13 protein-coding genes and 1 pseudogene are annotated in these 12,782 nt (G+C 63.0%); 6 read left to right on the top strand and 8 right to left on the bottom strand.

Annotation, left to right across the window (positions count from 1 at the left end):
* Positions 1-499 precede the first annotated feature (499 nt).
* Positions 500-2,581 (top strand): S8 family serine peptidase, encoded by a 2,082-nt coding sequence (locus EOA85_RS01460; protein WP_164759440.1) that lies wholly within the window; start codon positions 500-502, stop codon positions 2,579-2,581.
* Positions 2,581-3,930, top strand: a complete 1,350-nt coding sequence (locus EOA85_RS01455; RefSeq protein WP_127208065.1) for an MBL fold metallo-hydrolase — start codon at positions 2,581-2,583, stop codon at positions 3,928-3,930. The genes EOA85_RS01460 and EOA85_RS01455 overlap by 1 nt, the downstream gene beginning before the upstream one ends.
* Positions 3,931-4,232: 302 nt before the next feature.
* On the opposite strand, the gene EOA85_RS01450 is transcribed toward EOA85_RS01455, so the two are convergent.
* Positions 4,233-4,556, bottom strand: coding sequence for a hypothetical protein (locus tag EOA85_RS01450; protein ID WP_029347916.1), 324 nt, complete (start codon positions 4,554-4,556; stop codon positions 4,233-4,235).
* Between the two features lie 178 nt (positions 4,557-4,734).
* Between EOA85_RS01450 and mbfA the strand changes: the two genes are divergently transcribed.
* Entirely contained in the window at positions 4,735-5,718 is a 984-nt protein-coding gene (mbfA, locus tag EOA85_RS01445; RefSeq protein ID WP_029347918.1) for an iron exporter MbfA, read from the top strand.
* 6 nt (positions 5,719-5,724) lie between these two features.
* On the opposite strand, the gene EOA85_RS01440 is transcribed toward mbfA, so the two are convergent.
* The 3 genes from EOA85_RS01440 to EOA85_RS01430 form a co-directional block, all read right to left on the bottom strand.
* Entirely contained in the window at positions 5,725-6,069 is a 345-nt protein-coding gene (locus EOA85_RS01440; protein WP_127208064.1) for an antibiotic biosynthesis monooxygenase, read from the bottom strand.
* A complete protein-coding gene (locus tag EOA85_RS01435; RefSeq protein ID WP_127208063.1) occupies positions 6,066-6,452 on the bottom strand; it encodes an NIPSNAP family protein in 387 nt (128 codons plus the stop codon). Before EOA85_RS01435 ends, EOA85_RS01440 begins: the two co-directional genes overlap by 4 nt.
* 95 nt (positions 6,453-6,547) lie before the next feature.
* Entirely contained in the window at positions 6,548-6,775 is a 228-nt protein-coding gene (locus tag EOA85_RS01430; RefSeq protein WP_127208062.1) for a DUF1127 domain-containing protein, read from the bottom strand.
* 68 nt (positions 6,776-6,843) lie between these two features.
* Between EOA85_RS01430 and EOA85_RS01425 the strand changes: the two genes are divergently transcribed.
* Positions 6,844-7,518, top strand: a complete 675-nt coding sequence (locus EOA85_RS01425; RefSeq protein ID WP_095517651.1) for a winged helix-turn-helix domain-containing protein — start codon at positions 6,844-6,846, stop codon at positions 7,516-7,518.
* 7 nt (positions 7,519-7,525) lie between these two features.
* Here the strand turns inward: EOA85_RS01425 and ligD are convergent.
* Positions 7,526-8,540, bottom strand: a pseudogene (gene ligD / locus EOA85_RS01420) (DNA ligase D); the annotation flags it as partial.
* A gap of 62 nt (positions 8,541-8,602) precedes the next feature.
* The gene (locus tag EOA85_RS01415) at positions 8,603-9,109 is read right to left on the bottom strand and encodes a ferritin-like domain-containing protein (RefSeq protein WP_027154740.1); all 507 of its coding nucleotides are present in this window, start codon (positions 9,107-9,109) and stop codon (positions 8,603-8,605) included.
* Between the two features lie 406 nt (positions 9,110-9,515).
* On the opposite strand from EOA85_RS01415, the gene EOA85_RS01410 reads away from it, so the two are divergent.
* Together EOA85_RS01410 and EOA85_RS01405 are read left to right on the top strand one after the other, a co-directional pair.
* Positions 9,516-9,662 carry a hypothetical protein gene (locus EOA85_RS01410; protein WP_023801394.1) on the top strand — a complete coding sequence of 49 codons (147 nt, stop codon included), beginning with the start codon at positions 9,516-9,518 and terminating at the stop codon, positions 9,660-9,662.
* Between the two features lie 212 nt (positions 9,663-9,874).
* On the top strand, positions 9,875-10,318 hold the full coding sequence (locus EOA85_RS01405; protein WP_065006453.1) for a DCC1-like thiol-disulfide oxidoreductase family protein: 444 nt from the start codon (positions 9,875-9,877) through the stop codon (positions 10,316-10,318).
* A 74-nt stretch (positions 10,319-10,392) separates the two neighbouring features.
* Here the strand turns inward: EOA85_RS01405 and EOA85_RS01400 are convergent, their stop codons facing one another.
* The gene (locus EOA85_RS01400; protein WP_127208061.1) at positions 10,393-10,770 is read right to left on the bottom strand and encodes a DUF1850 domain-containing protein; all 378 of its coding nucleotides are present in this window, start codon (positions 10,768-10,770) and stop codon (positions 10,393-10,395) included.
* On the bottom strand, positions 10,767-12,782 hold a 2,016-nt coding region (locus EOA85_RS01395; RefSeq protein ID WP_164759439.1), incomplete at its 5' end, for a TRAP transporter permease. The genes EOA85_RS01400 and EOA85_RS01395, both read right to left, overlap by 4 nt.

Raw genomic sequence — 12,782 nt, 5'->3', positions numbered from 1 at the left:
AATGAGATCGCCCATGGTGCACGGAAAACCAGGCCGCGCACCACTGTAAAAATGTGACCGTTACAATTCGCCTTTGGGCAGGAAAGGGGGGTGTGCCCATCAGCAGCCGGCCACTCTGACAACTTCGTGGCGGACATGGTTTTGTGGCGGGCAAGAAGCGCTTGGCGCGCAATGTAGTTGAAGCGCTTCATTAGCCCCGGGTCCAGTGCCTACCCGGCCGCACGCCGAACTCGCCAAGGCCGCCGCCTTCGCCACCTCCAATCGCGCACGCGCAGTCAGCGGCGCCATCATGAACCTCACTTGTGGTTCATGATCGATGTTATTGATCGGCGCCTACCAGTAACCCGCTGTTCTGTACGCGATTTGCAACTACAACGATAAATACACGCCACTCTGTTGCTTGTGACAACATTAACTGACATCCTCCGCCTCAGAAGAGTCTGTCGTCCTCAAAATATTCGACGGGGCGGATGCGATGAGTGACAGCTGGCAGAACGTTGTGCTGCGGAACCAGCATCCGAAATTGCGGATGTTCGCAAATTGTGACGCAGACGTCAGTTCCGCGAAATCTGAAGTGCAGCCGGCGCTGCGCGTGACCACCGAGGAGCTTGCGGCCTCCACTCCACCGCTCGCTACCGCTATCGCACCCGAGGACGCCCCGGTCAGCGGCACCGCCAAGAAGCACGGGGTCGACGTGCAGGCGCAGCGGGCGGCCGTCGAGGTCAGCGTTTTCGTCCGCTCCACCGATTCACTGCCACCGGTGGCTGGCCAGCAGACCTTGCGCGGGATGGCGACCCGCCGGATGACCCTCGATGAAGTGTACGATCTCGCGCGCGACGCCGGCACCATCTTTATCGAACCGGCCGATGCCCTGAAGCTGCCGCGTCCGATCAAGGGCAGCACCGGCGGCACCGCTCCAGCCCGCCGGGTCCCGGGCGTCGCTCCGGCCCAACTCGGCGACGGCAAGGGCATGCTGATCGGCATCATCGATGTCGAAGGCTTCGACTGGGCCCATACCGATTTCCTCGTCGGCGGCAAATCGCGGTTTGTCAGCATCTGGGATCAGGGTGCCAAGGTCGGCCGCAATCGCAAGGGCCTCAAGCGCGGTCGGGTGATCTCCGCCGCCGACATGCAAACCGCACTGACGGATGCCGCCAAGATTCACGTCTCGCCGCACGATCTCGAGCCGCAATCGCAGATGGTGGTGGGCTCGCACGGCACCCATGTCGCCTCCATCGCCGCCGGCAATAGCGGTCTCTGCAGCGCAGCTGAAATCGCCGCGGTGCTGATTGCGCTGCCGGAAGACGAAATCGACCGGCGCACCTCGTTCTACGATTCCACCTGCCTGCTCGACGCCGTCTACTACCTGCTCGATCTCGCCGGTGAGCGCCCCATCTCGATCAACATCAGCCTCGGGACCAACGGCCACGCCCATGACGGTTCAAGCATCCTCGACCGCTGGATCGACGCGTTGCTATCGGAGCCCGGCCGTTCGATCTGCATTGCCGCCGGCAACGCCGGCCAGGAACGACCCGAGGCTCCGGACGATCTCGGCTACATGATGGGCCGCATTCATGCGAGCGGCAAAATCGATGCCCAGGGCCTCGACCACATCCTCGAGTGGCAGGTCGTCGGCGACAAGATCAAGGATGCATCGGAGAACGAGCTCGAGATCTGGTACGAGCCGCAGGATCGCCTCGCCATCAGCATCCGCCCGCCTGATGGCGACTGGATCGGCCCGATCCAGCCCGGTGAGTTTCTCGAGAACCACCAGTTGCCCGACCGCACATTGATCAGCGTCTACAACGAGTTGCACCACCCGACCAACGGCGCCAACTACATCGCCACCTACCTGACGCCGTTCTTCGGCAGCAACCTGATCATCGGCATCCCTGCCGGCGTCTGGCAGGTCCGGCTGCACGGCCTCGTCATCCGCGACGGCGCCTTCCATGCTTGGATCGAGCGCGACGACCCGGCCGACTTGGGCGACGGCAGCTACTTCTGGCCGTCGTTCTTCACCGAGGCCTCGCATGTCGACACCTCCTCGGTCAGCGCCCTCGCCTGCGGCCAACGCATAGTCTCCGTCGCCAATCTCGATGAACTGAAGCGCCGCGCTCACATCACCTCGAGCCAGGGTCCGACCCGTGACGGCCGGCTGAAGCCCGACATCACTGCGCCCGGCACCGGCATCGTCGCGGCCAACGGCTTCGGCGGTCCGGATGACCCGTGGATCGAAATGACCGGCACCAGCATGGCGAGCCCCTATGTGGCTGGCGTCATCGGCCTGATGCTGGCGGCCGAGCCGACGCTCACGGCTGCCCAGATCCTCGGCATCATTAAGGCCACCGCCCGGCCCCTCCCCGGCGCCACCTACCAGTGGACGAACGACCTCGGCTTCGGTGTCATCTCTCCTGCCGCCTGCGTCGCCGAAGCCTCCCACGCGCTGACCCGTACCGAGCTGAAGAAAACCACGCCGCTCGCTACCGCACCCACCGTCACCGCCGCGGCCCCGCCGGGCCGTCCTGCCAGTCGCCGTGCCGCCAGGCCTGCAACCCGGCGCCCGCCGCCCGAGGCCGCATAATGAAAATCACCCTGCTCCCCTCCGACAAGGGCGATTGCCTGCTGATCGAGGCCGGTGCCGTCACCATCCTCGCCGATGGCGGTATGCCCGGCTCCTATGCCTCCGAGGTGCGCGGCTATCTCGGCAAATGGGCCGAGGACACCGGCAAGCAACTAGACCTCGTCTATGTCTCGCACGTCGATCAGGATCACATCGCCGGCGTGCTGCAGCTGCTCGAGGACACAGTGCAATGGCGCGTTTTCGACCACAAGCACGCCAACGGCCAGTCCTCCGGCAAGCCACCGTTCAGGAGACCGCCTAAGGTCAAGCGTATCTGGCACAACGCGTTCAAGCTCATGGTGGATGAGTCCGAGGCGATCGGCACTGTCCTCGCCGCCCGCGCTAACACGCTGTCCAGTTCGGCCAACCCGTCACTGCTTCGGCTCGCCGACGCCTTCCGCAGCATCGCCAACTCGATCCCCGAGGCGATCAAGGTGTCCCGCCGCATCGCCGCCGACCAGTTGAACATCCCTCTTAATGGCGAGTTCGGCAAGCTCCTCGCCATGGTCCGCGGCCACGAGGTGATCAGCCTCGCGGCCAACAGCTCCCTCGCCATCCGCGTCATCGGCCCGTTCGAAAAGGATCTCGAAGTCCTCCGCAAATACTGGAAGAACTGGCTCAACAACCCTAAGAAGGCGGGCTCGCTGCAGGACCTCGAGGAGTGGCTGGAAGAAAACGACGGTCCGATCCCGCCCGGCTTCGGCGTGTCCATCGACGACGAACTGGGCCACCGCAAGGACGTCACCGAGCCCAACCTCGCCTCGCTCATGCTGCTGCTCGAAGAGCCGAAGGCTAGCGGCGGTGTCACCCGCGTCATCATGACCGGCGATGGCCATGCCGACGATATCCTCGCCGGCCTCACCCATCACGGCCGCCTCGCCGATGGCGCCGGGCTGCATGTCGACGTGCTGAAGCTCCAGCACCACGGTTCCGAGCACAATCTGCACCGCGCCTTCGCCAGGCGCATCACCGCCGATCACTACCTGATCTGCGCCAACGGCAAGGACAAAAACCCCGACCTGCGTGTCCTCGAGGTGCTGCTCGATTCCCGGCTGGGCGTTGCCGACAAGCTCTCCCCGAACGCGGAAGCCGGCCAGCCCTTCACCATATGGCTCAACTGCAGCACCCACTATCTCGACAAGCAGCAGGCCGCCTACATTGCGAAGAAGGGCACGCGCTCCACCGAGCTGGACAAGAACATCGCTCATATGAAGGCGGTCGAGGCTCTCCTCGCCGAGGCCAAACAGCACAACCCCGACAGGCTGAAGCTCAAATCCCTCAAAGCCTCGCCGCTCGAACTCGAGGTCTGAACCGATAACGCGTCGAGTCAGTCCGCGCATCACCAGCGCCACCACGCCGTCGCGCCTGCATGGACTGCTTTGGGAAGCTCCAAAATATGGCGACCGCCATGGGGCTGGGCCTGCGGCGAACTGGCCGCTCCGGCCCTCCGCTATGGCTTCGGGCGTTCTTCAATTGACGAATGGCTGTCAATTGCCCCGGTCTGGTAGCTGATTGCCTCAGCCAGAGGCCGCTGCCGGCGGCAGCTCTCCGGGATCGAATCCTTTGAAAGGTCCCCTGGACCTTTTCAATTCGCCTGCGACGAACCGGGTTCTCACCCCAAAAGCGTCCTTTTCCGTTTGGCGCCGCCCATCTTGCGCCAAGTGTTGAAGCGATGGGTGGCGGCGGCGAAGGAGATCTTCATCTGCTGGGCAACCGAATAGCGCGATTTGCCCTCGTCGAACATGCGGTAGCAGCACTCGACGCCCTCCTCTGTCAGCTTGCCGTCGGGCGCTTTGTTGTGCGGATTGGCCGGATCGAATTTTTCGACCTGCTGCTCGACCAAGCCTTTAAGGCGCTGCAGGTCCCCCTCGATGCTGGCGATGAGGTCGAGAACGGGTTTCGGGTCAAATGCATGGGTGGGCAATTTTGCCGGCATTTACGGTTTCCTTTCTCTTGGCTTAAGTTCGGCTATATAGGTGAACATTCGCCAATGAAGAAGAGGTGGCGGAAGAACGCCGGAGTGGCTAATTTTGAACGTCCGGCCGACGGGCGCGATTGACCAAGAGCACACCAAACCCTAGTTTAGAATTATTCTAAACTGGGGTGAATTTCTCATGCTTTCTCGTGTTTTCGGTTTTGGCCGCCGTCCTTTCGAGTCGCTCTCGGAGCAAGAGATCCTGGCGCTCGCCATCTCTTCCGAGGAGGATGACGGGCGCATCTACCGCGCCTATGCCGATGGGCTGGCGGGTAGCTTTCCGCATTCGGCCAAAGTGTTCGAGGAGATGGCCGAGGAAGAGGACGGCCATCGCGACTCGCTAATCGAGCTTCACCGCGAACGTTTCGGCGAACGCATTCCGCTGATCCGGCGCGAGCATGTGAAGGGCTATTACGAGCGCAGGCCCGACTGGCTGGTCAGGCCGCTCGGCATCGAGCATGTGCGCCAACAGGCTGAAACGATGGAGCGGCAAGCCTATCTGTTTTATGTCGAGGCAGCGAAACGCACCAGCGATGCCTCGACGCGAAAGCTGCTCGACGATCTGGCGGTCGCCGAACAGGGCCACGAGACGTTGGCGCAGCGGCTGGAGAAAAAGCATGTGCCGGGTGCGGTGAAGGATGAGGAAGCCGCGGCCGAGCAGCGCCAGTTCATCCTGACCTATGTGCAGCCGGGACTGGCCGGTCTGATGGACGGATCGGTGTCGACGCTGGCGCCGATCTTCGCCGCCGCCTTCGCCACGCACGACACGTTCCAGACCTTCCTGGTCGGGCTTGCCGCCTCGATCGGCGCCGGCATCTCGATGGGCTTCACCGAGGTCGCCTCCGACGACGGCAAGCTGTCGGGGCGCGGCTCGCCGGTTAAACGCGGCATTACCACAGGCGTCATGACGGCGCTGGGCGGTCTCGGTCACGCCTTGCCCTACCTCATTCCTTATTTCTGGACCGCGACAATTCTCGCGGTCGTGGTGGTGTTCTTTGAGCTGTGGGCGATCGCCTTTGTGCAGAACCGTTACATGCAGACGCCATTCTGGCGCGCCGCCTTCCAGGTGGTGCTGGGCGGCGCGCTGGTGTTTGCGGCTGGAGTGCTGATCGGGAATGCCTAGAAAGCGCTACCCATTCACCGCCCGGCTGTCCTCAGGCGCCTCGGCGCGTTCGGTCAGGCCGTAGTCGCGCACGACATGGGCGATGCGCAGACGATATCCGGCAAAGATGCCGCCACGGCCGGCCTTCTGCGCCTGCCTATGTTTCTCCGTGTTGCGCCAGGCCTTCACCGCCTTCTCGTCGCGCCAGAACGACAGCGACAGGATGCGGTTCGGGTCGGTGAGGCTCTGAAAGCGCTCGATGGTGAGAAACCCGTCTATGCCGTCGAGCAGCGGACGCAGGTCGGCTGCGAGGCCGAGATAGGCGTCGCGCTTGCCCGCTGCCGGCTCGACTTCGAAGATGACGGCGATCATAGTTTCACCTTTCCTTCAGGCATGATCTCGGTCTGAAAAGTCTGCAACTTCTGGGCATCATGCTTCGGTGCGTGCGGCCCGGACGCGAGTTTCAGAAACGTCCGATCCTCCTTCAGGATGAATCTTTCACGCCGGGCGAATTCGTAATTCGCCCGGCCGACCGGATCGGCGGCGAGCCTGATGCGGTAGGCTTCGTAAGCCGCCAGGCTGGCGATATTGTAAGCGGCGTAGGCGGTGGTGGCCGAGCCCTCATGCGGCGCAAAATAGCCGATCAGATCGGCGCCGCAGCGCGGGATGGCCTCGCCCCAGTTGCGGGCATATTCCTCGAATGCCGCCTTGCCGAACGGGTCGATCTCGTAACGGATGAAGCAGGTGATGGTCATCTTTTGTCTCCTTGCTGGATTTGTTTGTTGCAGCGACAGTTCGAGTGGGGTCGAAACGTTCGGCGGACCGATGTGCTAGGCAATTTCTCTGGTGGTCACGCTTGCCAGAAGCACTTCGCGCATTCGCGGCGAACGTCTTCTGGCGTCAGGCCAACATCGCGCAAAAGGTGCTCGTCAATCTCGGCGAGGTCGAGGCGCTGCAGATGGCGGTCGTACCACCGCGCCAGGAGCCGCAGATGCAACCTGCGCAAGATAATGAACGGAAACGGCCGACGGCCGAAGCGCCTGACAAGCACGGTGTGGGGAACGGTTCTTGCGGTCATCGTTGTCTCCTTGATCTCAGCGGAGGATAGTGGTTATCTGACGACAATGCTTCGATGGGGAACGAACTATGCGTGAAGGACCAGATATAGCCCGCATCGCCAGCCTGGTCGGCGATCCGGCGCGAGCAAACATGCTGACCGCGCTAATGGGCGGCACGGCACTGACGGCGAGCGAACTGGCGCTCGAGGCCGGCGTTTCGCTGCCGACTGCCAGCTCGCATCTGTCGAAACTGATGGAGGGCGGGCTGCTGACGCTGGCAAGCCAGGGGCGGCATCGCTACTACGGCCTCGCCGGGCCGCAGGTGGCGGGCATGATCGAGGCGATCACCGGTGTCGCCGCTGCGGTCGGGCCGCAACGGGTGCGGCCGGGTCCGCGTGATGCGGCCATGCGCGCGGCGCGGGTTTGCTACGACCACCTCGCCGGAGAACAGGCAGTGGCGATGCTGGATCGTCTTGTCGGCAAAAAAGTCCTCATCCGCGACGATAAGGAGATCAGGCTTGGGCCGTCAGCCGCCGCGCATTTCGCCGAGATCGGCATCGATGTCGAGAGCAAGGCGCGGCGACCCGTGTGTCGGGCCTGCCTCGACTGGAGCGTGCGGCGCTCGCATCTGGCCGGCACGCTGGGCGCGGCCATTCTCGACAAGATCCTTTTGGAAAAATGGGCGCGGCGCGAAAAGGACAGCCGCGCGGTGATCTTTTCGCCGATGGGCAAGCAGGCCTTCGAGACGGTTTTTCTCGGCTGAAAGATGATCAGCCGCCCTTGAGCGGCTTGCCCTGCTTGAAAAAATCCGCCCAGGGATCGGCTTTCGCCAACTGCTTCAGCGTCGTCTTGTCGCGGACCGGAAAGGCGTTCGGCGCCAACCCGGCCTCGATCTCCGCCCAGGTCGCCGGCATCGAGACCGTAGCGCCTTTCTTGGCCCGCGACGAATAGGGTGCCACCGTGGTCGAGCCGCGGCCATTGCGCAGATAGTCGACGAAGATCTTGCCGGTGCGCGCCTTCTTCGACAGCGTCGCTGTATACCGATCAGGGGCGGCCTGCTCGAGGGCGCGGGCGAAATCGTGAGCGAAGTCCTTCACCTCATCCCAATCCGCCGACGGTTTCAGCGGCACGACGACATGATAGCCCTTGCCGCCGGAGGTCTTGACGAAATGTGGCAATGACAGCTCATCGAGCTGGCCCCGGATTTGTAGCGCCGCCGCGCGCACCGCTTTCACGTCGACGCCTTCGTCGGGATCGAGATCGAAGATGATCTGGTCCGGCTTGTCCAGTGCGTCGATGGTGCAGCCCCAGATATGGATCTCGACCACGCCGAGCTGGACTAAGGCAGCGACACCATCGAAATCGCGGATGAACAATATCTCCTCGCCGTCCATCGGATCCTTCATCCTGGCGATTTTTTCGTGCATGCCTGCGGACGCATGCTTTTGGAAGAAGCGTTGGCCGCCGACGCCGTCCGGCGCCCGTACAAGGCTGAGCGGCCGATTGACGACGTATTGTTGCATGCGCGGCCAGACCAAAGCGTAATGATCGAGCAGCCCCTGCTTAGAGACCTTCTCCTGCGGCCACAGAAGCTTGTCGGGATGAGAAAGTTTTACGACGGTTTTTGCCCTCTCGGCGGATTTGACAGAGGTCTCGCCCTTGCCCCCGGCAGGCTTTGCCTTGGTGTCGGCCTTGCCTGCGGGTGCCTTCGGCTTTTCCTGCACGACTTCCTCCGCCGGTTTGTCCTCGCGCAATCTGGAACGAGGCGTGGCGCATTATACGGTCGACGTCCAGGTACGGAAAGTGAGGCAAAGCCGGGTTGTCCGGCCTTGCCTCGATCGCGAGTGCTATTCCGCGGCCTGAAGGTTGACCTTGGCTTCCGCAATCTCGGTAAGCTTGCGGTCGGTCGCCTGCTCTTCCTTGATGTTGTTGGCCAGGACATTGGCACAGTCGGTACGGCCAAGCTGCTTGGCCCAGGCGATCAGGGTGCCGTAACGGGTTATCTCGTAGTGCTCGACCGCTTGCGCGGATGCGATCAGGGCGGCGTCGAGAACGTCCTTGTCGTCGATGTCGCCGCTGACTTCATCGGCTTCCTCGAGAATGCCGTCGATAGCCGGACAGTTGACCGTCTTGGCCTTCACGCCATGCAGTTCGAACACCTTCTCGACCCGCTCGATATGGCCTTTGGTCTGGCCGAGGTGCTTCTCCAGGCCGGCTTTCAGCTGCGGATCGGTAGCCTTGTCGATCATCTTCGGCAGCGACTTCTCGATCTGTTTTTCGGCGTAATAGATGTCGCGAAGCGTGTGGACGAAGAGGTCGTCCAGCGTCTTGATGTCTTTCGAAAAGAAACCCATGGCTTTGCCTTTCCATTGTTCTAGCTGTGCGGGCTCCTGGCGGCGGTTCCGCACGGAAGCCGCTGCCTGGTGGGCCGGGTTGGTCCCGGCTTTTAGCGTCAACGTGCGGCTATCGGACGGGTTCCTGGCTTTCCCAGAGCACGCACGGAAATTTCGCGGCGCCGGCCAAAGTTGAAACAGAAGCGCGCCGCAGCGACATCCAAACGAAACATATGTGATGCAAAAGTCACACTAGCCGGAATGCCGACGAACTGCATGGAAAGACCCCGAATCAGCCGCATTCCAGCCACGAACCAAGGCCTTTTTGACCAAAGATTAACATCGTGTTCACCGACTATTCACGCCTCGACGCTATGATGCCCGCAATTCGGAAGGGACATCCGAAATTGGGACAGGGACAGGGACAATGAACTTCTTGACGCACCTCATCGGCTACGCTGCCGCCATCCGCGAATTCGTCGCGCCGACCTACCGGCCGGAGCGCTATTACATGCGCGGCCCCGGCCCCGCTTGCGCACGCCGCGGCCACACGCTCGGCATCAGCGCGCACTGATGACGACCATGGAAGGCCGTCACGACAGCCGGATCTGCAGGCCGGCCGCCGATCACCGTGCGACGACCTATCGCGCGGAACGTCCTGGGCTCGCCGACAGGCGGCGTGCGACAACGCCAAGGTTCTGAGATTCTAGGGCTTTGAGATTCAGGGGCTTTGATCTCGCCGCCGGCAAGCTTATTGTCGTTTGACACCAATCAGCCGGGACTCGCGTGACCGCCCAGCCAGACCATCCTCCCGAAAAGCCAGCCTTCGATGCAAGCCAGCCTCTGATCGTGTTCGACGGCGTCTGCGTGCTGTGCTCTGGCTTTGTGCGCATGGTGGTCAGGCTCGACCGCAAAAGCCGCTTCCGTTTCGCCACGGCCCAGTCGCCGCTCGGCGAAGCGCTGTTCCGAAAATACGGGCTGCGGACGGACAGCTACGAGACCAATCTGGCCCTCATCGACGGTGCCGCCTTCACGCGGCTGGACAGTTTCATTGCCGTGATGGCGGAACTGGGCTGGCCGTGGCGGGCGGCGAGATCTTTACTCCTGCTGCCGCGCCCGCTTCGCGACTGGCTCTACGATCGCGTTGCGAAGAATCGTTACGCGCTGTTCGGCAGGAAAGAGAGCTGCGAAATCCCGTCCGCCGAGTTGAAAGGGCGGCTGATTGGCTAGGCCGGCCGCTGCAAGGGTTCTATCCTGCACGATACCGCGGGCGGATCGGCACCCCCCTTTGCCGGAATCATCCGTTATCGCGGCTGGCTCGAAGCTTCGCAAGGCTCCAGCAAGATCGCGTCGCCTGCCGCCCTGGCGAGTTCGCGGCAGCCCTGAATCGTGCACAGCGTCCAGCCTTCACCTGTCGCGCCAGTGGCCGCGAGCACAAGGCGCCGCTGCGGCGCCATCTTGGGTTTATAGACCCACCAACCGTCCCGCAGCACCGAGCCTTCCGGCGGCTCCATGCCGGCGCCCGAGCCCTTGATCCGCGCCTCGGCGATCTGCAAGCCGGAAGGCATTACTTTCCAGTCTTCCTGCCAACGCGTCTTTTCCACCGAATGCGTCCAGGCGAGCGTGAACGCAGCCACAGTGAGCGTCACCGTCTTGCCGGCGGCGAGGATACAGAGGCTCATGCGGTGCCGGTGGCCTGCCGCGCACGCCAGCAATGCCAGCCGATCCAGGCGACAGAGAGCGCCCAGCCGGCTTCGTCGGTGACTGGCAGCGCCGCAACCAGCAGCACGCCGGCGGCGAAGGCGACGAGACGTTCCCACCAGGCCATGCGCCTGATAAGGAACCCGACGGTGGCTGCGCCCCACAGGGCAATGCCCACGCAAGCCTTGGCGACGACATAGGCGACCTCGACGGGATAGCCGAACTGGGCGGCGATCGGGCCTGGGTCCTGCAACATCAGCGCCGGGGTGTAGACCGCCATGAACGGCACGACGAAGCCGGCGACGGCAAGCTTGGTGGCCTGGATGCCGATCTTGAGGCCGCTCTCCTTGGCCATGGGCGCGGCGGCGAAGGCGGCCAGCGCCACCGGCGGTGTGAGGTCGGCCATGATGCCGAAATAGAAGACGAACATATGGCTGACCACCAGCGGCACGCCGAGCGACAGCAATGCCGGTCCGGCCAGCGACGAGGTGATGATGTAGTTGGGGATCGTCGGTATGCCCATGCCGAGCACCAGGCAGGTCAGCATGGTCAGCACCAGTGACAGGAACAGATTGTTCTCGCCGATGGAGATGATCCAGCCGATGAAAGTCGAGGCGATGCCGGTGAGCGTCAAAGTGCCGATGACGACGCCGACGATGGCGCAGGCGATGCCGACCGGCAACGCGTTCTTTGCTCCCTCGGCAAGCGAATCTACGCATATCTGCAGCGTCTCGCGACCGCCCTTGAAGGTGACGCAGGCGACAATTAGCCCGGCGATCACAAGACTGAGGATATTGACGCCGAATTTCATGAAAGAGGCGGCGGCAAGTCCCAACGCCAGCCAGAAGACGATGCGGAAGGCAAGCGGCCCGATCAACGCCGCCAGCGGCGTGCCGAGGATGAGCACGATGGTCAGCGCCAGACCCATGGTGCCGGCAAAGATCGGCGTATAGCCGGCAAACAGCAGATAGATAAGCGCGGCCAGCGGCAGCACCAGCGGCCAATGTCTTCTCACCGCGTCCCACGGATTGGGCAGGTCCGCCTTGGCCATGCCCTGTAGGCCGGCCTTGCCGGCTTCCAGGTACACCTGCCAGAAGCAGGCGCCGAAATAGAGCAGCGCCGGGATGATCGCCGCCTTGACCACCTCGGCATAGGGAATGTTCAGCGTCTCGGCCATGATGAAGGCGACCGCGCCCATCACCGGCGGCATGATCTGGCCGCCCATTGACGAGGTTGCCTCGACGGCGCCGGCGAAAGCCGAACGGAAGCCGAAGCGCTTCATCAGCGGGATGGTGAACTGGCCGGAGGCCACCACATTGGCGACGCCAGAGCCGGAAATGGTGCCCATCAACGCGGAGGACAGAACGCAGACCTGGGCCGGGCCGCCGCGCCACGAGCCGACCAGGCCAAGGGCGAAATCGTTGAACAGTGCGATCATGCCGGCGCGTTCGAGAAAGGCAGCGAAGACGACGAAGATGAAGATATAGGCGGCCGAGACGTAGACCGGCGTGCCGTATATGCCTTCGGTGCCAAAGGCGAAGGTGTCGATGAGCTGGGCGAAATCATAGCCGCGATGGATGAAGGGCGGCGGCAGGTGATTGCCGAAGAAAGCATAGGCGAGAAAGATCAGAGCGATCAGGGCAAGCGGCAGCCCCATCAGCCGCCGCGCCGCCTCGAAGACCAGCACGACCAGCACCGTGCCGATGATCAGGTCCGGCGTGGTGAGGAAGCCGGAGCGGCGGATGAGGTCGGTATAGAACACCCAATTGTAGAGGCCGGTGGCAAAGCCGAGCACGCCGAGCGCCCAGAACGCTGCTTTCGCCGGTGTGCTTGTGGCGCGCAGATTGGCGATCAGGGCAAAGCCGAGCAGCAGCAAGAAGCCGACATGCATGGCGCGCACCACCTGGCTCGGAAGGCTGCCATAGGCGGCGATGTAGATCTGGAAGATAGAAAAGGCGATGGCGATGAGAAAGGCGGCCTTGCCGGCGATGCC

It is taken from the genome of Mesorhizobium sp. M5C.F.Ca.IN.020.29.1.1 (assembly GCF_003997375.1).
Classification (GTDB): Bacteria; Pseudomonadota; Alphaproteobacteria; order Rhizobiales; family Rhizobiaceae; genus Mesorhizobium; species Mesorhizobium wenxiniae.
This window is presented reverse-complemented; position numbering and strand designations above follow the sequence as displayed.